General features: G+C 43.8%; 12 protein-coding genes. 7 read left to right on the plus strand and 5 right to left on the minus strand.

Features of this window, described 5'->3' with window-relative positions:
• The first annotated feature begins 1 nt into the window (after position 1).
• Positions 2-1,678, plus strand: coding sequence for a RagB/SusD family nutrient uptake outer membrane protein (locus LZG71_RS08760; protein ID WP_233819116.1), 1,677 nt, complete (start codon positions 2-4; stop codon positions 1,676-1,678).
• A 142-nt stretch (positions 1,679-1,820) separates the two neighbouring features.
• Here LZG71_RS08760 and LZG71_RS08765 read toward each other — a convergent pair whose 3' ends face one another.
• A complete protein-coding gene (locus tag LZG71_RS08765) occupies positions 1,821-2,072 on the minus strand; it encodes a DUF6965 family protein (RefSeq protein WP_233819118.1) in 252 nt (83 codons plus the stop codon).
• Positions 2,073-2,386: 314 nt separating this feature from the next.
• Between LZG71_RS08765 and LZG71_RS08770 the strand changes: the two genes are divergently transcribed.
• The gene (locus LZG71_RS08770; protein ID WP_233819120.1) at positions 2,387-3,220 is read left to right on the plus strand and encodes an SMP-30/gluconolactonase/LRE family protein; all 834 of its coding nucleotides are present in this window, start codon (positions 2,387-2,389) and stop codon (positions 3,218-3,220) included.
• A gap of 229 nt (positions 3,221-3,449) precedes the next feature.
• Here LZG71_RS08770 and LZG71_RS08775 read toward each other — a convergent pair whose 3' ends face one another.
• The 4 genes from LZG71_RS08775 to LZG71_RS08790 all read right to left on the minus strand — a co-directional run bounded on the left by LZG71_RS08775 (position 3,450) and on the right by LZG71_RS08790 (position 14,582).
• The gene (locus tag LZG71_RS08775; protein ID WP_233819122.1) at positions 3,450-5,003 is read right to left on the minus strand and encodes a glycoside hydrolase; all 1,554 of its coding nucleotides are present in this window, start codon (positions 5,001-5,003) and stop codon (positions 3,450-3,452) included.
• A 241-nt stretch (positions 5,004-5,244) separates the two neighbouring features.
• The gene (locus tag LZG71_RS08780; protein WP_233819124.1) at positions 5,245-6,927 is read right to left on the minus strand and encodes a RagB/SusD family nutrient uptake outer membrane protein; all 1,683 of its coding nucleotides are present in this window, start codon (positions 6,925-6,927) and stop codon (positions 5,245-5,247) included.
• Positions 6,928-6,937: 10 nt separating this feature from the next.
• Complete coding sequence (locus tag LZG71_RS08785; RefSeq protein ID WP_233819126.1) at positions 6,938-10,069, minus strand: TonB-dependent receptor; 3,132 nt, start codon at positions 10,067-10,069, stop codon at positions 6,938-6,940.
• A gap of 295 nt (positions 10,070-10,364) precedes the next feature.
• Positions 10,365-14,582, minus strand: a complete 4,218-nt coding sequence (locus tag LZG71_RS08790; protein ID WP_233819128.1) for a two-component regulator propeller domain-containing protein — start codon at positions 14,580-14,582, stop codon at positions 10,365-10,367.
• 318 nt (positions 14,583-14,900) lie between these two features.
• On the opposite strand from LZG71_RS08790, the gene LZG71_RS08795 reads away from it, so the two are divergent.
• The 5 genes from LZG71_RS08795 (at position 14,901) to LZG71_RS08815 (ending at position 24,724) form a co-directional block, all read left to right on the plus strand.
• Complete coding sequence (locus LZG71_RS08795; protein WP_233819131.1) at positions 14,901-16,556, plus strand: glycoside hydrolase family 28 protein; 1,656 nt, start codon at positions 14,901-14,903, stop codon at positions 16,554-16,556.
• Between the two features lie 57 nt (positions 16,557-16,613).
• A complete protein-coding gene (locus tag LZG71_RS08800) occupies positions 16,614-18,275 on the plus strand; it encodes a glycoside hydrolase 43 family protein (protein WP_409013606.1) in 1,662 nt (553 codons plus the stop codon).
• A gap of 214 nt (positions 18,276-18,489) precedes the next feature.
• Complete coding sequence (locus LZG71_RS08805) at positions 18,490-20,400, plus strand: AAA domain-containing protein (RefSeq protein ID WP_233819133.1); 1,911 nt, start codon at positions 18,490-18,492, stop codon at positions 20,398-20,400.
• Positions 20,401-20,448: 48 nt separating this feature from the next.
• A complete protein-coding gene (locus tag LZG71_RS08810) occupies positions 20,449-21,483 on the plus strand; it encodes an aldo/keto reductase (protein ID WP_233819134.1) in 1,035 nt (344 codons plus the stop codon).
• A gap of 1,063 nt (positions 21,484-22,546) precedes the next feature.
• The gene (locus LZG71_RS08815; protein WP_233819136.1) at positions 22,547-24,724 is read left to right on the plus strand and encodes a T9SS type A sorting domain-containing protein; all 2,178 of its coding nucleotides are present in this window, start codon (positions 22,547-22,549) and stop codon (positions 24,722-24,724) included.
• Positions 24,725-24,746: the final 22 nt, after the last annotated feature.

Raw genomic sequence — 24,746 nt, forward strand, 5'->3', positions numbered from 1 at the left:
GATGAAGAATATATTTAAACAACTCATAGTCCTGACTGTGCTCCTGACGGGTTGCAGCGACTTTCTGGAAGAGGATAACAAGGGCGGGATTTCCAACGATGATTTCTATAAAACGGAAACCGGATACCAAACTCTGGTAACGGCGTCGTACAACACGCTTCGCACCATGTATCGCAACACGCCATGGTTACAACTGGCGGGAACCGACATATACAACCTTTCCCGTGGTTTTGCAGAACGCGGACTGATGGAATACGAGCAGCTGTATCCGGAAAACGGACAGGTGAAGACGTTTTATCAGAATAGCTACAACGCGATTCAGGTGATTAATATGGGGCTTTATTACAACGATTTAGCCCAGATGAGCGATGCGACGCGTAAAACCCTTAAAGCTGAACTGGTGTTTTTGCGCGCATTTTACCACTTCCATCTGGTAGAGCAGTTTGGCGGGATCGTGATCAACAGTGAGGCAACCCTTGCACCGAGAATGAACCTGCCGAGAGCTTCTGTGGCGGATTCGTATCAGTTCATTATCCAGGAAATGGAAAGTGCACTGCCTGATCTTGGAACTGGGAAATCGCGTGTAAACAAAGCAACTGCAAACCATTATTTGGCGAAGGTGTATCTGACCCGCGGATGGGATCTTGGAAGTGCAGGCGACTTTGAGAAAGCAAGAACCTACGCCACCGCAGCCATAGCTGGGAAAAATATTACAATTCCTTTCGAGCAGCTTTGGTCTCCGACAAACCAGGTCAACGAAGAAGTGATATTTGCAGTACAATACGATGCGAAATCGATCTCGACTGAGTCGGACGGAAACAACCAGCAGGGAATTTTTGGACCTTATCTCGGTGGTTCAGAGCTGAATCATAAGTACATGAACGGCAACATTTTTCCATCATGGAACTTGCACAATTTCTTCACTGAAAACGATGCAAGATATGAAGCCACGTTCATGCTGACGATCTACGATCAGTATTTTGATTACTACGACGCAAGCAAAGACAAAAAAGTAATTCCGATCCGTGCCTACTACCCACGCGTATGGGGAAGAGAATATTCAAGTGCAGATTCACTTGCATGGCGTAATGAGCACAGAAGCCAGATCGCCAGCAATTTCAGATTCTATCCGTTCCGCCAGGATGAAAATCGCTATCGTGCAGCATTTGAAAGTGATATGTTTATGCCGGTTGTTAAGAAATTCGATAGCCCATCGACGCGTGCCATTTTCAACACCCATGCAAGTGTAAGGGATATTGTATTGGCAAGATTGGCGGAGACTTACTTCATTTATGCCGAGGCTTCCATCGGATTGAACGACTTTGCTGCTGCGGCACAGTACGTGCAAAAAGTATTGGATCGCCCGGGAAATGCGAAGGATGGTGGTAAATTATTGCCGAACGTGGATCTAGCAACAGCAGGAAGTCAAACCGCAGCATTGGATGCGTATCACATCGAAACTGCCAAAGAATTTGTAGGAGAGTACAACCGCTGGCCTGAACTTCGCCGTACCAAAAGATTGAAAGACCTCGTTGGCAGATACAACTATGATGTGAAACGCATTGGCGTAAATGTCGCTTTCATGGGCTTGAACGGTCAGGATAAGATTTACCGTCCTATTCCGCAGGATGCTATCAACCTCAACGAAGCTGAAATTGTTCAGAATCCTGGTTATTGATTTGTAGCTGTCAGCTAATGGCTTTGAGCTGTTAGCTTAGTTAAAAGTTACTTTAAACAAAATGAGGAACTCTTGCGGGTTCCTCATTTTTTGTATATCCACCCCATCTCTGGTTGGGATTCTTCAATATCGATGTGAAAAATCAGACCGATGGCTTATTCGCCTCCGCCTCGCATATCGCCTTCAATTCTCTTAAATGTTTAAACAAAGAGTCTCTCACCGTATCATTTCCTTTGTAGCGCTGTATGCTGGAAATTTTCATTTCAATCATTACCTTCGGATCTCCGGTGATGGTAATGTATTTATTTAATGGGAATGGGGTTTGCGGAAACCGTGCAGTTTGAAAAAAAATAGCCAGATCGGCCAGTTCCTGTTCGTGTTCTTGAATTGTCATGCAGCAAACTTAGGGAAAATATGTGAAATGCGGACGATGCATTTTAGTTGCTTTCACGCATTTTGTCATCAATATGCAACTCTTTCAGAGTTGGGGAATCCGATCAAATCGCATCTATTCACCCCGGGTTGCATCCAGAGTTATTTTACAACAACCCTGAAATATTTAGCAATAAATCTACTTGCGCGATAGTTAAAGCTGGTGCCGAAACTCTGATGGCCACTTATGGCGATCTTGTAAAATGATCCTCCGTAGATATGACTGCAAGTAACATATAATCTACAAGGGCTTTTAAGTGAAATGATTTTATAAACATGAAAGCAATCGCACTGATCCTTCTATTTACCACCGTCACTTTTACTAGTTATTGCCAGTCACTAAACTACCAATGGTCTACCGACACTTTATTTCTCAAACCCGAATCTGCGGCGTATGATCATAAAAGATCCATCGCTTATATATCGAACGTGAATGGCGAATTTCTTGCCAGAGATGGAAATGGATTTGTTTCAAGGATCAAACTGAATGGAGAAATTGAGGAGTTGAAATGGGTTAGAGGTCTTGACAATCCACAGGGTTTGGGTTTGTATAAGAATAGTTTATATGTTGCTGACATTGATAAGATTGTGAAAATTGATGTTATGAAAGGGGAAATTGAGAAGGTGTTAAAGATTGATGGCGCCGTTTTCCTCAATGACGTTTCGATTGATAAAAACGGAGATGTCTATGTTTCAGATTGCCGCACCAATAAAATTCACAGAATTGTGCATGACAAAGTTGAAACCTGGCTGACAGATCCTCTGCTCGCCATTCCCAACGGACTTTTGGTGGAAGAGGAAAGCGTGTATATTCTGAACATGCAAAATGGCATTGTTTACACTGCCGATAAAATCACGAAAAAGTTAACTCAATTTTCCACCGGTATAAAGGATTGTGACGGAATGGTGAGCGATGGAAAGGGTGGATATTTCGTTTCCGGCGCATGGCAAGGCACCATTTATCATCTTGACTCTAAAGGAGAAAAAAAGCTGGTTCTGGATCTGAGTAAAGAAAAAGTGATCACTGCTGATATTGAGTATGTAGCGGAAGAGAAACTATTGCTTATTCCGACTCTGGATAAAAGGGTTCTTGGGTATAAGCGGGAGTAGGGGGCAACTGCAGCGTATGGTTTATTGTGAGGGGCTGGTCTTTGAAGACGTGCAAATGATGTTATTCAACCCAAAAAGTCCAGAAGGGATTAAATACGAATAGCCCCGGATGCGAATCCGGGGCTATTAAGACAAACATCCACCAACCCTGAAAGGGTTGAGCAACATAGATTTTGTGTAGAAAATAGTGACGATTGTTATTCGAAATTTACAACCGCATCCCCAAAATCTACTTCCCTATAACCGTTACAATACTCCTTCCACCAACTTTTACAGTCGATGTGGCAGCCGAGATTTCCAATGGCGCCATATCACTGGAAGCAGAGGTTTGGTAGGCATTTTTTAGTGAGAATCCGGTTTTGGATGATTTTACTACCACTTCCTTTGCAGCAGAACCAGCGTTGATAATCACGCTCACTATATCTCCATTCGTATTTGTGTAAGAAGAAATCAAGAGGTCATTATCCGTGCGATCAGCTGTTATTTCCGTCCGGATAGCACCCGGGCGTATGAAGCGACTGTATTGTCCAAGCGCCCATAGCATTTTGGACGATTGGTAGTTTCCGTCGGTTTTATTTTTATCAATGTAAACCAGACCGTCTTTGTAGTCATACGGGGAAACAGCGATCCACCAATGCCATGCAGACGCGTTTGCATTAACCAGATCGTTGTGAATCACTTTGGCAACATACAATCCAGGATCAATACCCAGATCTTTGCCGTTGCCATTGATGTCGCCATCGTTATCACCCAGGATGCAATATTCCGACATCCAATATTTCAGTCCGGCATTTTTCACGGTTTCAGCAAGTTTGGTTCTTTTTTCAACCGCGGTCCGGTAGGGTGATGTGGTGAAATAGCTATGACCCGAAATGGACTTGGAAAGGTTTGGCAAATCGCCTACATAGTTGGACGAAGACTTGTCAAAGAAGGCAAATATCTGATTCTGGCGTTCCTGTTTGTTAAATTCGGAATACAGATATTCAATTTGACCTGCTTCCGCAATATCGATTTTGGTATTCAGGTTTTGTTTGATCAGCGCGGCACTCAATGATTTTGTGATTTGAGCAATTTCATTGTTATAGTAGGGTGTTCCTTCCTGCCCGCCGTCGCTCCAATCCCACTGCGGCTCATTCACCGGACTTACATGATTGAAGGTGATTCCTGTTTTTTGTTTTACGCCGCTGATCACATCGGCGAGGTAGTTGGCAAACTTTGGAAATTCACTTGGTGCAAGGTTGGTTTTGCCATTGTTGGCGTATCCTTTCTTGTTGATGGTGAAGTTCACAGGAGGACTATTTGGAAAAGCCAGGAATTCATTTACTCCGCGTTCTTTTGCAGCATTCAAAAACCAGACCTGACCAGCCTGTTTGTTCCAGTTGTAGGTTCCGTCCTCGTTCAGGAATGATTCGGCTCTGCGCCATTCGTCACCAATACCGCTGCCGCTTCCCTGTTCGGCGGTGCCACCGCCAATATTGAACCGCCATAGCGAAAGTCCTATTCCTTTTGGCTGACCGTTTGGCAACAAATCCTGACTGAAAAGTAGGTCGGCAATGGCATTTTTCTTGGCATCGGGCCAGTTACCAACAAATTGGCAAGCCCAGGCATCCGAGGCTCCGAAATGGTCAATAGACTGAAATGTCTTACCAGGATTGATAGTAAGTGTTAAAGGTTTTTCTGCTTCTGTTTGCTTAACAGGAGTTTCATTGGCCTTGCAGGAACTGAACGAAGCCAGCAGAAAAGAAAATGTTATTGTTTTGAAAAGTGTATTTTGTGAAGGCATGGGTTGGGTAGGGGTTAAGTTTTTTGGCGAGCAAAAAGGCGTATAATCGTTGCATAATCACGAATCGTTCCTACGGAACGAATGATTTGTACATGTTGTCATTCTACCGACAAGTCGTCCCGACAGGGACGATTCGTGGATGGCCGGCAGTGAGTGATTTCTATTGATCTTTTTAATTAACAGGTTCTTAAAAAGAAACAGCCCTCTTCCCAAATACGGGAAAAGGGCTGTTTCTTTGATATTAATACCCCTGATTCTGTTTAAGCTTGTTATTGGAAGCCTGAATTTCCGCGCGGGGAATTGGCAGCCAGTACTGCTTCTCAACGAAGCTTTTACCTGTAAGCGCTTCTTTTTTCTTGTAAGTGAAGGCTGTTCCGCTTTTCGCAATTTCGATACCATATGCAGGAACGTTTTCCTTATCCGGAGCGATTTTCCAACGACGTACATCATAGAAACGGTGCTCCTCAAAGGCAAGCTCAATACGGCGTTCGTTCTGGATACGAAGACGCATTTGTGCTTGTGTAAGTCCGGCTGGCAAAGCAGGCAGGTTTACACCCACACGCTGGCGAACTGCATTAATGGCTGCGTAAACAGTTGCATCAGGTCCCGAGGCTTCGTTTTGTGCTTCTGCATAGTTAAGCAAGATCTCAGCATAGCGGAAATAAATCCAGGTCTGCGTTCCTGCTACATCCCATGGGTTGTCGATAGGCAGGTTGTCATTCATGAATTTTTTAAGATAATATCCTGTCTTGGAAGTATTCCAGTTCGAAGGACCATCTTTGCTGTCTTTTCCACCCGGTGTGAAAGTCTCGATCGTACTGTTTCTGTACGGCGCGCCGTTGTACAAAATGGTTGCGTAGAAACGTGGGTCACGGTTTCTGTATGGATTCGCTGCATCATAAGTCGTGTTGGCATCAGTTATTCTGGTACCATCCATCATTTCATAGTCATCCACCAAATTCTGCAAAGGAACATTTCCGCCCCAGGCGTTGTAGCTGTTAGGACCATTTGCAATTTCGAGACATACATGGCGCGCTCCGATTGCATAGATTCTTCCAAAAATAATTTCTGAATTGTCCGTCGTAGTGAACAAGTTACCGTATCCGCCTGTGTACAGATTGTATTTGTTCAGATCCATAACCGCCTTGGCAGCAGCAGCAGCCTGTGCCCAGGTAGCAGCACTGTTGTAAAGCGGGCTGGCTCCGTAAAGCAAAATTCTCGATTTCAGTGCCATGGCAGCACCTTTGGTCGCACGGCCCAGTTTCCACACATTATTGTCGTTAGAAGCAGGCAAAAGAGCTGTTGCTTCGTCAAGTTGCGCAGCTACGTAGTCAATTCCTGCTTTAAGGTCGGCACGGTTGAACAGATCCTGGCTTGTTAAATCATCGCTGATTTCGGTAACCTTGTCGCCCATAAGCACCACTTGCCCGTAGTTACGGATCAGATCATGGTAACGGAACGCACGGATAAACTGCAATTCACCTTTCAGCATTCTCTTTTTGCCTTCGCTCATTGGTACTTTGTCCAGGTTCGCGAGCGCATAATTCACCTCACGGATGCTGCGGTAGCTTCTTCCCCAAAGTGTTCCGGCAATACCGGTGTTTTCAGGAGCGATCTGTCCGCGTTGTACAAGCCAGGTATTATCGTCATTATTGTAAATAGACTCATCCGTCAGGGATGACCACATCGCATATTCAAATCCTCGTCCGAAACCTGGTAATGTTCCCTCAGCTTCTTTGTCGGTAAGCCTGGTACCCATGTAACGGTTGATAACGTAAGCCTCAAACAAAACGGAGTCAGAGGTAATAGAGGCATCAGATACACGGTCGGTTGGTATTACGTCCAGGAAGTTTTCCTGGCATGAAACCATAAATAGTGACGCGGCAAGGGCTGATGCAACGGTGATATTTTTTATATACTTCATATTGATTCTTTTAAAACTTGATGTTCACTCCAAGGTTCATGATACGCTGCTGCGGATAAAACTGTCCGCTTCCCTGGCTTCCTTCCGGATCATAATCTTTCACACCTGTGATGGTGAAAAGGTTAAACGCACTTGCATACACTCTCAAAGAAGATATTTTGAGTTTGGACAACGCCGTTTGAGGAAGCGTATATCCAAATTCTACGTTTTTAAGACGGATGAACGAAGCGTTGTTCAACCAGAAGTCGTTCTGATTCAAACCGCCATTGATGGAAGAAGAAGCGCGGGTATCTGCACGAGGGAAAGATCCTTCTGTGTTCGACGGGCTCCATCTGTTATCAGCCCAGGTGCTGTAAAAGTTACCAACCTGACCAGATTCCGGAAGAACATACTGGCTCACCATACCTTGTCCTGCTAACACAACTGCAATATCAAAAGCTTTGTAACCTCCGTTGAACGTAACACCGTAGGTAAGCAATGGTACGTTACCATATTCAGTTCTTACTTTATCATCAGCAGTGATTTTGCCGTCTCCGTTGTAATCTTCAAAGATCAAATCACCAAGCTGTGCGCCTTGCAGGTGAGGATACTCGTCAAGATCGGATTGTGTACGGTAAATTCCGATCGCTTTGTATAACAAATAAGTATAAAGCGGACCGCCTGTTTCTCTTTGGTAATCCAATGCACCTGCCGCCTCATCTTTGAAGATGATCTTGCTTTTCGCGTAAGTAATGTTTCCCGAGATGTTGTATCTGAAATTACCGGAATGACTGTATCCCAAAGTAGCTTCAAAACCTGCGTTATTAACTTTTCCAAGGTTTTCGTCCGGTACCAATGGGGTGTTGGTATCAGTTTTATGAGGATTTACAATACCCGTTGTGTTTGGAATGGATGCATTTCTTGATGCAAGAATATCCGAACGTTTCTGGTTGAAATAGATCAACTCAATGTTGAAGTTTTTCAGGAATATAGCGTTCAGACCGATATCCATTTTCTTGGAAGTTTCCCAGGTAATGTTCGGGTTGGCCAGTTTAGTAAGGTCAATACCAGAAGTAATCACCTGCGAACCTGTTACATACTGATTTACAAAAGAGTAGTTGTTGTAGAACTGGAATTGTCCCACGTTATCGTTACCCAATGATCCGTAAGAAGCACGGAATTTAAGATCATCGATGAAACGTACGCTGTTTTTAAACCAGTCTTCCTCCGAAATACGGTATCCGGCAGAAACCGAAGGGAAGAAACCATACTGTTTTCCTTTCGGGAAAATGGAAGAACCGTCTACGCGTGCCTGTACTTCGGCCAGGTATTTCTCATTGAAATCGTAAGCAAAACGACCGATAAAGCTTTTTCTGGTAAAGTTGTAGCTGCTTCCGCTGTTGTTCTTATCCGTTGCAGCTGCACCACCCTGAGACAATTCAGGTGTAACGGTGGTTGGGAAATTGATACGGTTGGCATCGAAAGTGATCTCGTTCCTCTTGTTTTGCTCGTAAGCCACAAAAGTATTGATGTTATGCCCACCGAAACTTTTCAGATAGTTCAAACGGATGTTCTGGGTGATGTTGGTCAGGTTAACCTGCTTTTGATACAGAGAAGCTTTTCCAGCCGAACCACCTGTTACCACCTGCGAATAAGCATCGGTATTTTTGTTGTAGTTGTAAAGCGTGTATGGCACACCAAAGTTTTTGGTGAAGTTGAACGACTTATCTACTGAGTAGAAACCATCTACAGACAAACCACTCAGGAACGGCAGGTTGTAGCTGGCTCTCAAAATACCATTGAAAATAGAAACGGGGTTACTGTTTGTACCTCCGATATTTGTTCCCAATACAGCCGGATTCGCGTTTTCTACTCCAGTTGAATAATTTCCATTAGGATAACGGTCGATTACAGTAGGGTAGGCGCGGTAGATAGACCGGAAGGTGTTCTCTGCCGACGATGCCGGAAATACTCTGTTTTCCTGGCGTCCGTTTAGTCCGAGACTAACTTTGAAATCCTTCGTAATGTTGGCATCAATGTTCGAACGGAAGTTGTATTGCTTGTATTTCGTTGCCGAATTTTTGTAAAGCGCATCCTGGTAAATTGTACCCAATGAAACATAGTATTTCACATTGTCGGTTCCACCATTGATGCTCAAATTGTGCTGGTTTTGAAGTGCAACGTTTTTCAACGCCACTTTTTGCCAGTCGGTATTTGGGTAGTTAATCGGATCTGAACCGTTTCTGAATTTCTCGATTTCCTCTGCAGAATAGAACTGGTTCATTCCGCCTGTCGGGTTGTTGTAATAATCGATTTCATTCAAAATCGTCCCAAATGTTGCAGCATCAGCCATTTTAGGCAAACGAGTTGCCGAGGAGAAGCCCTGGTTAAAGCTGTATGAAATTACAGGTTTGCCAGTTGTTCCGCGTTTGGTAGTAACCAATATTACACCATTTGCAGCACGGCTACCGTATACAGCCGCAGATGCATCTTTCAGGATCGAAATACTTTCGATGTCGTTTGGGTCAAGACGATCCATGCCGCCAACTTGTCCCGGAATTCCGTCTACAACGATCAGAACGTCATTATTGCCGGTTGAAGCAAAACCACGAATGGTATAGGTCGATCCGTCATAACCAGGTTCACCACCACGGTTGTTGGCTACAAAACCCGAGAAACGACCTGCAAGTGAGTTGGAAAGGTTAGGCTGAGGACTTTTTACAATGTCAGCACCTTTTACCTCCGAAACCGATCCCGTAAGTGTTGCCTTCTTTTGCGTACCATAACCTACCACTACAACTTCGTCGAGTAGCTTGTTGTTAGGAACCAGTTTCACATCCACAAGGCTGCGGTTGCCTACCGCAACTTCCTGCGCAATGAAGCCAATGTAAGTGTAAACAAGGGTTCCGCTGCCGTCTGGCAAGTTAAGTGAGTATTTACCGTCAACATCCGTAGTTGTTCCGGTTGACGACCCTTTCAGGATCACACTCGCTCCCGGAAGTCCTTCGCCATCTTCGGAAGTTACAACGCCTTTTACTGTAAATGTTTGTCCATAAGAGAAAATGGAAAGCGTCAGAAGCAGCATGGTCAGCAGCCCGGTCGCCCTTATTTTCCCGCCGGATAGCCGGAACAATAAAGCGTTTTTATGAAAAACTTTTTTCATACATTAATAAAATTTGGTAGGTAAATAATTGGCTTCATGATCAGTGATAAAACTTCCGGTTGTAGCTCTTTAAACTGACAAGAAGAGGTGAAAATGACCTCAATCTTGGAATATTACCAGTAGCCAAAAAGCGTTCCGGGTTTTATAAACTGATCAACCAAAAGTAGGATTATTTAAATGTAGCAGAGAGGGGGTATTTTCACATTAAAGAGGGGGTATATCAATAAAAATGCCTGATTTTATTAGAATCAGGCATTTTGAACTAAACATATTTCAAAAAATGGATACAAAAGCATCACTTAGATTTGAAAATATCCTTGTTGAGCGCGTGTTGCTCATGAAACGGTTTTCTGTATTTCTTTATATATTCAGACGGTTTCATACCAAACAAAACAGTGAACTGTTCCCTGAAATATTTGATGTCGTTGATACCTACCTGATAGGCCGTTTCCAGGATGGTGGTGTCGGTACTGATCAGTATTTCGGCTGCCCTTCTCAGCCTGATGAACCTGATAAAGCTGTTGGTAGACTGCCCGGAAATAGACTTGATCCGGTTGTATAAAGTAGAGTGGCTCATGCCTATTTCTGAGGCCAGAACCTTGATGTTAAAATCGGAATCGGTGATGTGGCTTTCCACAATGGCGATGCAGCGCTGAAGAAACTCTTTATACTCAGCCGAGATCTTGAAATCGCCGGACTGGAGTGTAATCTCGTTGTAAAAGTATTTCTGAAGGTCGTTCCGGTTTTTGAGAATGGATGCTACCCTTGCCACGAGCAGATCTTTATCAAACGGCTTGCTGATGTAGTCGTCGGCGCCGCCCTCAATACCTTTAAGTTTGGATTCCTGAGAGGAACTCGCCGTTAACAGTACCAGCGGAATGTGGCTCACAGCAAGGTCTTCTTTCATTCTGGAACACATTTCTATACCAGACATTCCATCCATCATTACATCGCTGAGCACAATATCAGGGGCATGTTTCCTAATCAGCTCTAAGCCCTGTTCGCCACTATTGGCTTCTATCAGCTTGTATTTTTCCCTGAACATGTCGATCAGGTACTTCCGCATCTCTGAGTCGTCGTCCACGATCAGCATGGTAGCCGATTGCGTATTGAGCTCTTCAAGTACTGGTTTAACGGTATCTTCCTGCTGACGGCTTTGGAAGCCCACAGAGTCGGGCATGGTCAGTTCTTCCAGAAAAACCGATGTGTGATGTGTTGGCTTTACGGCCAGCTCTCCCGTTTTTAGCGTGGGATGATTTTTCCAGAGCAGAATCCGGAAGGTGGTTCCCTGCTCCGGCGTGGATTGATAGGTAAGCTCACCTGCGTGATTTTGTACAAATGTTTTTGCCAGAAACAGTCCGATGCCAAAACCACCTTTGGAAAGTGACTGCTTGTCGGGATACTGGTTAAAAACGGAGAATATCTTGTCTCCGGCGTCTTGTGGAATACCAATTCCGGTGTCTTCTACAAGAATTTCCACCTGTTTATTTAACTCAGATAGCTTCACAGTAACGCGGCCTTTTTCGGGGGTGAATTTCAATGCATTGGAAATCAGGTTGAACAGTGCAATTTCCAGTTTTTCGAGATCGGCTGTGATTTCGATATCTGCATTGTCGCAAATAAATTCATAACGTATATTTTTTTGCTCTGCCTGATAAACAAAACATTGAAATACATCGTTGATCAAAGTCGGTAAATGATGGACACCCAGGTTCAGGTCATCTTGTTTCTGATCGGCTTTTCTGAAAAGCAAAAGCTGATCTACCAGACTCAGGAGCCTTTTGGCATTGCGATGAATGATGTTCAGATTTGCCGGGTCGTGCTGCCCTTCTTTTTGAAGCAGCTCTTTTACAGGGTTGATGATCAGGGTAAGCGGTGTGCGGAACTCGTGGGAGATGTTGGTGAAATAAGAGATTTTGCGCTCATTCAGTTCTTTTTCTTTTTGGGTTTCGAAATGCGCCAGCTGTATTTCGTATTTGAGCTCAGCTTGTCTGCTTTTATATTTCTGATAGTAATAGATCACCGCTGCGGCAATGCCGATATACAACAGATAAGCCCACCAGGTCTGATACCAGGGCGGGAGAATGCGCACATTCAGGCTGCTGTACTGGTCAAACCAAAGTCCATCCTGATTGGAAGCTTTTACCTTAAAAACATAATCACCCGGCGGCAGGTACCTATATGTGGCGGCACGCTCGTTCTGAACAAAGTTCCAGTCTTTATCAAGTCCTTCAAGTTTGTAAGCAAAACTACCTTTTTCGGGAAAAGGATAGTTCAGGGCCGTGTACTGGATTGTAAAAACAGACTGGTCGGGTTGCAGTGTGATTTGTGTCTGATCACCAATTTGCTCATCCAGTATAATATTACCGTTCTGCTCACTTCCGATCTCTATCGTTTTCCCAAACAGCTCTATGCCCGTCACCAACACTTCCGGTTTGTATTTTGAAGTCACGATTTGCTGCGGATAAAACAAATTCCAACCTTCTGTGCCGCCGAAGCAAATGTATTTCCCTTTCTCATTATACAAGGTCGAACCGGGATTGAACTGCCCCGATTGCAGACCATCGCTCTGGTCAAAGTTTTCTATTTTATTTCCGGAAAGATCAATGCGTGAGAGTCCCTTGTTTGTGCTCAGCCATATTTTCTCGCCGCTCTCCGGTTGAATCGCATTGATCACGTTATTGGCCAGTCCGTTTTTCTCGGAGTAAAGCTTCGCAGTCTTTTTTTTGATGTCAAACAGCAGCAGTCCGTTTCCTTCCGAGCCAACAAACAATCTGTTGCGGGCGTCCATATAAAGTGAAAGAATGATTCGGTTGGAAAGGTGAAAACCATTTTGCGCGCTGTTAAAAAACTGCGTGAACCGCATGGTTTGCTGGTTGAGGTAATTGAGCCCGCCACCGTATGTCCCTATCCACAAATTTCCCTTTCCATCTTGCGTAATGGCTCTGACGTCGTTACTGTTTATACTGCTGTTTGATGGTATGAATTGGGTGAATTTCTCTGTTTTTCGATCCATACGGGCCAGCCCGCCACCGTTGGTACCTACCCAGATCTGTTTTTTTGAATCTTCAAAAATCACACGTACATCATTCGCAGGCAGGCTTTCGGGGTCTCCGTTTTTGTGAGCATAATGTATGAACGAATCGGTCGCCTTGTTGTAAAGGAACAGTCCCTGCGAGTAAGTGCCAAACCAAAGGTTATCGCCAGCATCTCTGTAAGCAGCTATTACCGCACCGTCGGTGATACTTCCTTTCCGTCCGTCAGCAGAATAATGTTTGATCACCTCGCCGGACGAGTCCGTTTTGTAAATGCCGTCTCCGTCAGTTCCCAGCCACAAATTGCCGTCCTTATCATGGCACATTCCATAATACCGCAGGTAAGTTTCCGCACGGGAATCGACTATTTTCTTTTCAAAAAGCCGGAATTTTTCTGGAATACTGCCAATCAGATACAAGCCTTCCCCATACGTGCCAAGCCAGATATTCTGGTCACGGTCTTTATACAACGACTGAACTGACCGCTGCGTAATGCCTTGATTAAGTGTGCTTTTAACTTGTTCAAAAGTGTAGCGGTCAGGGGATTGCCCTCGCGCTTTGTTGAGGTCGAGCCGGTATACGCCGCCATCTTGAACACCGACCAGCAGCATGCCGCTCTGATTTTCAACTACGGAAAGGTATATCCGGCTATTGTGAAATGTGTTGATATTCAGTACGTAAAACCTGCCTTCATTACGCTTGTAGAGAAAAAGCCCTTTTGCCGAAGCAATCCATACATTATGAAACCGGTCTTCATAAATCCTGTTAATACGAACTTTGGGTAACGAACTGAAATCAATATCTGATTTGGTCAGCTTCCGGTTTGCATCAATATGGAAAAGTTCGATGCCGGTGTCGCGTGTTCCGAGCCAAACCAGACCCTGTGAGTCTTCGAACACATTCAAAACGGAATTGGAAATCAGCCCCGGAAGTGTTTTCTGGTCGTAAAAGGTGTAAGCTTTGCTGCTCCTGTTGAAAGACGCGAATCCAGTTCCGTTCAGTGAAACCCATAGGTCGCCATTTTTTGCGGGAGAAATATCGCTGACGTCGTTCGATGTTCCGGGTTTTTGCGTGGAAGGAATATGATGGGCAAATTGCTCCTTAGAAGCAATGAATTCATTGAGACCGTTACGCGAGGAGACCCAGATAGTCCCGTCTTTATCCTGCAACAAAGACTTGATGTAATTTCCCGAAACACTGTTTTTGTCTTCTGAATTATGCTTGTAAACCTTAAATGAGTGTCCGTCGAAGCGGTTGAGCCCGTCGTCGGTTGCAACCCAGATGTATCCCTTTCTATCCTGCGCAATGCTGTTTACAACACCGAAAGACAGGCCATCAGGAATAGAATACCTTGTAACCCGCCCGCCGAGTGTCTGCGCATTGGAAAGAGATGTTGAAAAAGTAAACAAACAGATAGCCAGGAAAAGCATGAAGTATATAGCTTTCCTCTTATCCGTTGCTTCATTTAGTATAGTCATTCCTGCTTCGCTTGTTGATTTTGTAGGCTGCCCTGTTCCCGTTTCTTAAATGGGTTAGTCAGCATACAACAAGAAGTATCTTGTAAGAATTCGTGTAAAAATAATTTCTCCTGATAATTGCTGGTTTTGTCAATGAAGGCAGGAAGCATCATGTAATTTTGTGTCCAAAATATGGTTTTTGGTTTCTTTTTGGTAAAAATTGAATCTTTTTGAAAACTTACAGTAGAAATTTCTGAGGATGACATTATAGGTCTTTATTCGAATTTTCACCAAAAATATCGTCCCGCGAGCTCGCGCAAATGCGGGATAAAAAGGCTTATGAACGCTAAGAAATTGAGTTTGAAAATTGCTTTTGCTGCTTTGATTGCATGTAGTGCGGAAGCTCAGAATACGTCGCCTTACAGCTGGGATAACCTCCCAAAAATTCAACAACCCGTTTTTCGGAAGGATACCATCCGCATCAGCAGCTTTGGTGCCGTGCCAGATGGTCATCAGCTTAATACCAAGGCGATTAATGATGCCATAGCTGCCTGCAGTAAAAAGGGTGGTGGTGTGGTTTTGGTTACGCCCGGTATCTGGATTACCGGTCCGGTGGTGCTTAAAAGCAACGTCAACCTGCACATTCAGGAAGCGGCAACATTGTTATTTACAACGGACAAAACCCAGTATGACCTCACGGAAGGCTCATATGAAGGTAAAAGCGCTGCGCGTAACGAGTCGCCGATCTCAGGTATCAATCTTGAAAACATTGCCATAACCGGCAAGGGAATTTTGGACGGAAACGGGGACGTTTGGAGAGCTGTTCACAAGAGCCAGCTGACCGAGGGACAATGGAAAGCGAAAGTGGCGAGCGGCGGTGTGTTGAAGGATGATGGAAAAACGTGGTATCCGAGTGAGCAGTTTAAGGCTGCAAGTACTCAAAACATGAGCATGCTTCTCACGCCTGGTAAAACACCGAAGGATTTTGCGCACATGAAAGATTTCCTTCGACCGAATCTCGTGGTTTTGAACAACTGTAAAAAAGTATTGCTGGAAGGTGTAACGTTCCAGAATTCGGGTGCCTGGTGTTTGCACCCGCTGATGTGTGAGGATTTGACGCTGAGAAATGTAAGAGTAAAAAATCCGGAGTACGCACACAATGGTGACGGAATGGATATTGAATCCTGCAAGAATTTCCTGATCGAAGGTTGCACCCTGGATGTTGGCGATGACGCCATTTGTATTAAATCAGGAAAAGATGAAGAAGGAAGAAAGCGCGGCAAGCCTACCGAAAATGGCGTGATCCGGAACAACATTGTTTACAATGGTCATGGTGGATTTGTGGTGGGAAGTGAAATGAGCGGCGGAGCACGTAATATTTTTGTTGAAAACTGCACCTTTATGGGAACAGATAAAGGATTGCGTTTCAAGTCGGTACGTGGAAGAGGTGGTGTGGTGGAGAATATTTATGCACGAAACATTTTCATGAAAGACATAGCGCAGGAAGCCATTTTTTTCGATCTATACTATTTTGTGAAATTTGCAACAGACGGCGAGCGCGACATGAGCCCGGTTGTGAACGAAGGAACGCCGGTTTTCAGAAACATGCAGTTTGAGGATATCGTTTGCAGCGGAGCAAAAAAGGGCGTGTTTGTAAGAGGACTTCCTGAAATGCCTGTGAGAAACATTGTCATGAAAAATATGGTGCTGACCTCGGATATTGGTATGGAACTGACCGATGCGGATCAGATTAAATTTGATAATGTTCAACTGATCACCAGTAACACAAAGCCTGTAATTTTTACCGAAAATGCTACTAATGTCAGTTTCAGTGGAATAAAGTATAACAAGAAAAGTGATGTTCTTATTTCAGTGAACGGAGAGCGGAGCAAGGATCTTAAAATAGAAAAAACTGATATGTCTTCCGCACAAAAGGCAACTGAGTTCGGCAAGGGAGCTTCTGATAAAAGCTTGACTGTGAAGGTTGTAAAGTAAAGTGTGAAGATGGTTTTGTTGGTATTAACGCGTTGAATTCAGGAATTGATTTTTTTTATGAAATATTACTTTATAGCCGGAACGCTTACTTTGATGGCAGCTGATGCTATTGGACAGGTTGCTACAAAGAGCCAGACTACTCAACCGATTTCCAAAGTTTGGGTTTCAGATCTGGGAAACGGACAATACAAAAATCCGGTTCTCAATGCAGATTATTCCGATCCGGACGTTTGCCGGGTTGGGGATGATTTTTACCTGATCTCATCCAGTTTTGATGCGGTACCCGGCTTGCCAATTTTGCATTCCAAGGATCTGGTAAACTGGACGCTGATCGGTCATGCACTTCACCGTCAGCCACCAATTGAACATTTTGAGAAAACCCAGCATGGGAACGGAGTGTGGGCTCCTGCAATCCGCTTTCATAACGGAGAATTTTACATCTATTACCCTGATCCTGATTTTGGTATTTATCTTACCAAAGCAAAAAATCCGACAGGACCATGGAGCGAACCTGTGCTGGTTGAAGGTGGCAAAGGTTTAATTGACCCATGTCCGCTTTGGGACGATGACGGGAAGGTGTATCTGGTGCATGGCTGGGCAGGAAGCAGAGCGGGAATAAAAAGTGTGCTTACGGTTAAAAAGATGAATACGGCCGGTGACAAAGTTACTGATGAAGGCGTTTTGGTGTACGACGGCCACGTCATTGACCCAACCGTTGAAGGACCGAAGTTTCACAAGAGAAATGGATACTACTACATATTCGCTCCGGCAGGAGGCGTATCAACGGGATGGCAAATTGTGCTGCGTTCTAAAAATGTATACGGACCCTACGAACGAAAAGTGGTCATGGACGAAGGGAAATCAGGTATAAACGGTCCGCATCAGGGAGCATGGGTAGATACAAAACCTGTGAACGGGAAGTCGGAAGACTGGTTCCTTCATTTTCAGGATAAAGACGAATACGGAAGGGTGGTGCATTTGCAGCCTATGAAGTGGGTGAACGACTGGCCGGTAATTGGCCAGGATGTGGACGGGGACGGAAAAGGAGAGCCTGTGCTCACCTATAAAAAACCAAACGTTGGTAAAACATTCCCGTTGGCAACTCCGCCAGAATCGGATGAGTTCAACTCCGTAGCATTTGGAAAACAATGGCAATGGCAGGCAAATCCAAAAGGAATCTGGTCGTTTACAACGGCGCAGGGATTTTTGAGACTGTATTCTTATAAAGCACCGGAGGCAACTAAAAATCTCTGGACCGTGCCTAATGTATTGATGCAAAAGTTTCCGGCAGAGGAATTTATAGCTACCACGAAATTGTCATTTACCCCTAATACCAAACTCGAAAATGAGCGTACCGGATTGGTGGTGATAGGGCAAAGTTATGCAGGGATATTTTTGAAAAGTGATAAAGATGGCATTTCCATCGTGCAGGTAACCTGTAAAAATGCGCATGAAGACAAGCCGGAAAAAGAAAACGTAATAGGAAGACTTAAATCCGGCGAGCCAATTTTTCTTCGGGTGAAGGTAAATAAAGGAGGGAAGTCGCAATTTAGTTACAGTCGTGACGGAAACACTTTCGAAACGGTTGGTGAGGTTTTTCAGGCTGAGGTAGGACGATGGATTGGTGCCAAACTTGGTATATTCTGTACAAGAGAGAGCCAGACAAATGATTCCGGCTATGCGGATTATGACTGGTTCAGGGTGGAGCCGGTTCAGTAACGTTTAAAAACGATCTCCATATAGATTCTTAAAATTTAAAATCTTAGGCAGGCATAATTCTTAGAATTTCGCCTGCTTTTTTTGTGCTTTCTCCGGAGGTTTTGAACTAATTTTTTTATTCAAAGGCGTTGCTCTCAGCGTCTGGCTTATATCACGGCGTTTTACATCCATTATTTCACATCCAACATCGTAAGCTAACCATTACCTTTGCGTCATGGATTATTTTAAAAATCTGCTCAGTTTGTTGAAAATTGAGCGTGAAGAAGACAAGCAGTCTTACCTTAAACTTACAGAAACGACATCTGTTTCAGATCGGCGCGCTGCCGGTCTTTCCTGGTATCCGATTGCGATCAGAGGCTCCGAAATGAGTCGTGGCGATTATCTGACAGTGGAAATTGAACGCACCACGCATTTGGATGTGTCACATCAGCTCAGATTTGGTTCGCCTGCCGTTCTGTTTTCCAATCATGACGCAAAGAAGGACAGAGTAGAAGGTACGATAACACATCAGAGCGGAAACCGTCTTAAAATTACGCTGAAAACGGAAGAGCTTCCCGATTGGTCCAGGGATGGGAAATTGGGTATAGACTTGCTTTTCGACGATAATAGTTACGATGAAATGCAGTCTACACTGAAATCGGCCTCTCAGATCGCTGAGCATGAAGAGCAGGGTCGTCTTGTGCGGGTATTGACGGGAGCAAAATCGCCTACATTTAATGAAGATATTTTCGTGCCTGTGCTATCTTCTCTGAATGAATCGCAACAGGCAGCGGTCCGCAAAATCTTGTCGGCCAACGAGCTTGCCATCGTGCACGGACCGCCTGGAACGGGCAAAACTACCACCCTGGTTCAGGCTATTAAGGCATTGGTAAAGCAGGGCAATAAAAAGATTCTGGTCGTGGCTCCGAGTAATACAGCTGTTGATTTACTAAGTGAGAAGTTGTCCGAGGAAGGATTAAGTGTGCTTCGGGTCGGCAATCCTGCGCGGGTTTCTGAGCGCCTCATGTCACTTACACTGGACAGTAAAATGGCGGAGCACAGTCGGATGAAAGAGATGAAAAATCTCCGCAAACAGGCTAATGAGTATAAAAACATGGCTCATAAATACAAACGTCAGTTTGGGAAATCGGAGCGGGATCAGCGGAAAGCCTTGTTTGACGAGGCGCACCGGATCATGAAGGAGGTGGGCAATTCGGAGCAATACATCATAGATGACATTATTTCCAAAACTCAGATAATTACGGCAACTCCTGTTGGAGCCAATCATTACACGGTGAGAAATGTGAAGTATCATACCGTGGTGATTGACGAAGCCGGACAGGCACTGGAACCGGCCTGCTGGATTCCGATTCTGAAAGGCGAAAAGCTTGTTCTGGCAGGCGATCACTTTCAACTTTCCCCTACGATCAAGTCCGCAGAAGCAGCCAGGAATGGCCTTGCGAATACGTTACTGGAAAAATCCGCTGCATTACATCCCGAGGCGGTTGTGTTACTGGAAGAACAGTATCGGATGAACACGGCGATTATGGGATATTCTTCAAAGGTATTTTATAACAATCGTTTGCGGGCTCATGTGTCGGTTGCAGACAGGATTTTGTTTCCTGGTGATATGCCTGTAACGTTTATTGACACTGCCGGCTGTGGGTTTGACGAGCGGCTGGAAGGAACAAGTTCTACCAACCCGGAAGAGGCAGTTTTCTTATTCAAACATCTCACGCAATTGGCAGCAGAGCTTAAGATAGCCGGATTTTCAGCTGAAAGTTTTCCAAGTGTAGCCATCATTTCACCTTACAAACAACAGATTACGCTGCTCAAAGAACAGTTGCAGCATGCGCCTGATTTGCAGATTTACGGTGATAAGATTTCTGTCAATACCATTGATAGTTTTCAGGGGCAGGAGCGCGACATTGTTTACATCAGTATGACCAGAAGTAATGCTGACGGTGAAATTGGTTTCCTTTCGGACATTCGCCGAATGAATGTAGCTATGACCCGAGCGAAGAAAAAACTGGTCATTGTAGGCGATAGTGCAACCTTATCAGGTTTGCCATTCTACGCCGATTTTGTAACTTATGCCGAAGGTCTGGATGCTTATAAAAGTGCCTGGGAATTTGTGGAAGGATAGTACTATTCATTTTTTTGACGTATTAGTAACAACGAAACAACCTTTGATATGGAATACAGACAATTAGGAGCATCCGGTTTGAAAGTGCCTGTTTTAAGTTTCGGAACCGGCACTTTCGGAGGCGGAGGTGAATTTTTTAAGGCCTGGGGAAATACCCAGGTCGATGAAGCTTCGAGATTGGTAAATTTATGTCTGGATTCCGGACTGACACTTTTTGACACCGCCAATGTTTATTCACAGGGCCTTTCAGAGGAGATTTTAGGTAAAGCAGTTATTGGTTTACGGGATAAAATACTTTTGTCAACCAAGGCCACTTTCAAAATGGGCGAAGGGCCAAATGACTATGGATCGTCTCGTTTCAATCTGATCCGTTCGTGCGAGGACAGTCTGCGACGACTTAAAACAGACTACATCGACATTTACCACATGCACGGCTTCGATGGCAATACACCCGTTGAAGAAACTCTGAGTGCACTCAACGACCTTATTCAAAGTGGAAAAGTACGATACATTGCATGTTCCAACTTTTCAGGTTGGCATTTGATGAAATCGTTGTCGGTTTCTGAAAGGTACGGCTGGGCAAAATACATTGCACATCAGGCACATTACTCATTACTAAGCCGGGAATTTGAGTGGGAACTGATGCCTCTTGCGCTGGATCAAAACGTTGGGACCATTGTGTGGAGTCCGCTATCGGCAGGAAAATTAAGTGGAAAATACAGAAGAAATAGCCCTATACCTCAGGATGGTCGCATTGCGCAGGGAGGAGGAGAAGGACCAGCTGTTCCGGACGATTTCTTTTATGGCATTATTGACGTTTTGGATCAGATTGCAGCTGAAACGGAAAAAACAGTTGCCCAGGTTGCGCTCAACTGGGTTTTAAACCGGCCAACGGTGAGCAATGTTGTGATTGGAGCACGAAATGAGGAGCAATTAATTCAGAATCTGGGAGCCATTGGATGGAATCTTACCACAGAGCAGATCAAACGACTGGATAAGGCCAGTGAAAAAGCACCGATTTATCCATATTGGCATCAGCGTAACTTCCTACCGTTAAATCCGCTTCCGGAATTTTATGGGTAGTTTCTAATTATAATCCGGTCATTGTTCATGGCAATGATTTTTTTGTTTTGAAAATGGCCGGATCTAAATGTCTTTCGCTACTTCTTCTGATTCGGTTGGTCAATTTGACTGCAATAGTTCATCATTGGAATGCCAGAGTTTGCATTTTACTTTGGCTACAAAATCAAGTTGGTTGAGCAACTAATTTTGGAATGGACATTACCTAACCGTTTAATAAGTTTTTTAAGTTGTTGTCAATTACTTCTACATTTATAATTATATTTCTATTGTCTGCAATTTCTTGTGATTCTCCCAACTGATTTGGTTGCCTCTGATTATTAATCATTTATTCTTAGCAGATAAGATTGTGTTTTAGATGTCCTGACAGGCTTTTTTTGAATTCTGCCTCAGAAACTAGTCATTAATGATACTGATTCAAATTAGTTTTTGTGGCGTTGAAGAAAAAGTTTGTTGCCGTCCGGACATGTTTGTGTCCAATTATATGTTTTTAATCATAGAATTATTTTTGAATAAGGTTCAAAAAATTTTTATTGAAAGTTTAATTTGTTATTTTTGAACGGTAGTTGACGGAAGTTGCTTGTCGCATTAGTTAATTTTAAACCAAAACTTATTGTAAAACTATACATCAAACACATCTTTTCAGTTTCGCATTTAATACGCTGTAAACTGTTTCACTATCTATATATCGCACTTTAAGATTGCATTACGCTGTACGCTACGTATATCGTAATGAGTTAGTGTATTTTATGTTCGTGTCGCAACGCTTTTTGGGTTTAAAGTTGCTGACATGTTTTTGAAGCAAATTCTGAGTAACGGCAATATGTATCACCACTCGATTGGTGAGATATTGCTCTGTACTGATTCTTAACTAACGATTATTTAACTCTCAATTAATGTTCACTTTAACGTTTATCCTATGAAAGATTCAATTAAATGTCATCACAAACCAGCCAGGTTATTTTGCCTTATCAATATGCCAGGAGTACGCTAGATTACGGTGAGTCGTTTCGCGCACATTCTTTTTAATCAATTTTGAATTATGTTACACATAATATATGACCCTATGAAAACTTTTATTTTTTTAAGATCTTGCACTTTTACAAAGGTTAAAGCCATACTACTGGTAGCATTTTTGTTGGCTACTTATTCGTTTAGTGCCTCTGCACAATATTTTCAACGGGTTTATGCTACTTCCGCGCCATCAGGTGACGTAGATCATTCGGCTTTTGTAGCCGATGTTACTGATAGGACAAATGCGTTAGCTACCACTGGCGTGGAGGATTATTCCACCCTTAGTGTTGATATTGGGATTTTGAATTTATTTAGCGCTTCTCAGAATATTAGATTTGCAGCAGGCGATGTTCCAGCCGCTGGTACTCCGGTAACCTTAAAGATAGAATCGGGGGAAAGTATACTGGGTGTATTGAACCAAATCGAAGTAGCTGCAACCAATAATGGTAATGTAGTGGGTGAGGTTATTACTGGGGCTAATCTTCTGGGTTTATTAGGTGGTGGAGTTCTTTCGGGAGGTACCAATGTTTATGAGGTAACTTTCATTCCAAAAAATTCTGGTGGTACAGCTGTGGCATATAACGGTGTGCGGCTAAAGCTAAATTCCACCTTGGCTCTTGGACTCTCTGCAAAATTCTACCACGCCTACTATTTAAAACCGGTAACTACACCAGTAAATTGTGATTCGCCAGTTGATGTCCTATACGGTGTTAATGGATCAATTGCAAGTTTAGCTGCGGGAGTAACCAATCCATACGCTTTACTTACAGGTGCTACTCCGCGAACCCAAATTAATACAGGTGTTACCGCAGGCGGAAGTATCTCCGAAACTGTATTGTTCTCAGGTGCTGGCGCAGGCGACGTTGAGGTTACACTTTCCATTCCTCCCACTGTTGTTTCTGTTGGGCTACTTGATGGTTTTGTTATCAATGCATTAAATAATACAACAAATGTAGGTAGTCGTGGGGTTGGAAGTCTATTGAGTTTGGATTTACTTGGTTTATTTCAGAACGGAGATCCTGTTACTGTTCGGTTTCCTACAACAGGGGCATTTGACAGAGTCAGTATTTCGACAGTTGGAGTATTGAGCGCGCTCAGCAATTTAAAAATTCATAGTGTTAAGAGAATTTTGCCTGTACCGGTGGTGACTACCGGCACCGGCGATTTGATTTATACCGGGAAAATGGCAACACTTAGTGCTACTTCTCTTAACGCAACTGATGTAATTACGTGGTACAATAGTGACAATGCAAGCATTGGAACAGGTTCTCCATTGAATGTATCTCCGACTGTGACATCTACTTATAGTGTAGAATCTAACTTGCCAGGCTGCACAGCTAAGTCAGGGAGAGCAACTTCAGTTGTTACGGTTTTACCATTGCCTGTGCAAAACACACTGCCTGGTGGTACCAAAGGGGGTGCGTATACAGAAACTTATGTGGCTACCAACCCCACAGCAGGTCGTGCTTTAAATTTTGTTTCTCCTACACTTACAAGTCAGACTGGGTTGACACTAAATCTGACCACCGGTTTAATTAGTGGAATTCCAACAGAGGAGGGGACGTTTAATTTCAATGTAACGATTTCTGACGTTGGACCAGCTGCGAGTGGTGGTGCCAGAATTGCTGACATTGGTACAACACCAGCTTTGGGAGATGTCGTAACCTATTCTTATACCGTTACAGTTACAGGTTCCCTTCCCGTAAAATTAACTAGCTTTACAGCTAAAAAAGAAGGACAGATTGCACAATTGAACTGGGCAACCACCGAGGAAGTGAACAGTGAAAGTTTCGATGTGGAAAGAAGCAATAGCAGCAAGCAGTGGGTTAAAATCGGTAACGTTAAAACAAATGGAGAAAGCACTTCTTTAAACCGTTACTATTTCAATGATCAAAACCCGGTTGACGGAGAAAACCTTTATCGTTTGAAAATGATCGACAAGGACGGTACTTTCGCTTACAGCGGAATCCAGAGCGTTACATTCAATAAAGAAACGATTAGCGTATATCCAAACCCTGTTGCTAACTCTGAAACACTTTCTATTCAGTTTAAAGATTGGAACAACGTGAAAACGGTTAAGGTTATCAATGCTATCGGAAAGGTTGTTTTTGAGTCTGCCGGAGCAATCATTCCTGCCATAGCTACAAATCAACTGACTGCGGGTATTTATGTAGTACAAATCACCCGTAAAGATGGTCAGGTTGTAAACAGCAAGTTTGTGAAACTGTAATTCCCAGGATTAATATTTAATG

It is taken from the genome of Dyadobacter sp. CY312, from assembly GCF_021390535.1.
Taxonomy (GTDB): domain Bacteria; phylum Bacteroidota; class Bacteroidia; order Cytophagales; family Spirosomataceae; genus Dyadobacter.

Excerpts from the sequence above, each read along its gene's own strand:
- LZG71_RS08775 (WP_233819122.1), bottom strand. The coding sequence starts at position 5,003 with ATGCCTTCACAAAATACACTTTTCAAAACAATAACATTTTCTTTTCTG.
- LZG71_RS08760 (WP_233819116.1), top strand. The coding sequence starts at position 2 with ATGAAGAATATATTTAAACAACTCATAGTCCTGACTGTGCTCCTGACG.
- LZG71_RS08805 (WP_233819133.1), top strand. The coding sequence starts at position 18,490 with ATGGATTATTTTAAAAATCTGCTCAGTTTGTTGAAAATTGAGCGTGAA.
- LZG71_RS08795 (WP_233819131.1), top strand. The coding sequence starts at position 14,901 with ATGAACGCTAAGAAATTGAGTTTGAAAATTGCTTTTGCTGCTTTGATT.
- LZG71_RS08810 (WP_233819134.1), top strand. The coding sequence starts at position 20,449 with ATGGAATACAGACAATTAGGAGCATCCGGTTTGAAAGTGCCTGTTTTA.
- LZG71_RS08790 (WP_233819128.1), bottom strand. The coding sequence starts at position 14,582 with ATGACTATACTAAATGAAGCAACGGATAAGAGGAAAGCTATATACTTC.
- LZG71_RS08800 (WP_409013606.1), top strand. The coding sequence starts at position 16,614 with ATGAAATATTACTTTATAGCCGGAACGCTTACTTTGATGGCAGCTGAT.
- LZG71_RS08815 (WP_233819136.1), top strand. The coding sequence starts at position 22,547 with ATGAAAACTTTTATTTTTTTAAGATCTTGCACTTTTACAAAGGTTAAA.
- LZG71_RS08765 (WP_233819118.1), bottom strand. The coding sequence starts at position 2,072 with ATGACAATTCAAGAACACGAACAGGAACTGGCCGATCTGGCTATTTTT.
- LZG71_RS08770 (WP_233819120.1), top strand. The coding sequence starts at position 2,387 with ATGAAAGCAATCGCACTGATCCTTCTATTTACCACCGTCACTTTTACT.
- LZG71_RS08785 (WP_233819126.1), bottom strand. The coding sequence starts at position 10,069 with ATGAAAAAAGTTTTTCATAAAAACGCTTTATTGTTCCGGCTATCCGGC.
- LZG71_RS08780 (WP_233819124.1), bottom strand. The coding sequence starts at position 6,927 with ATGAAGTATATAAAAAATATCACCGTTGCATCAGCCCTTGCCGCGTCA.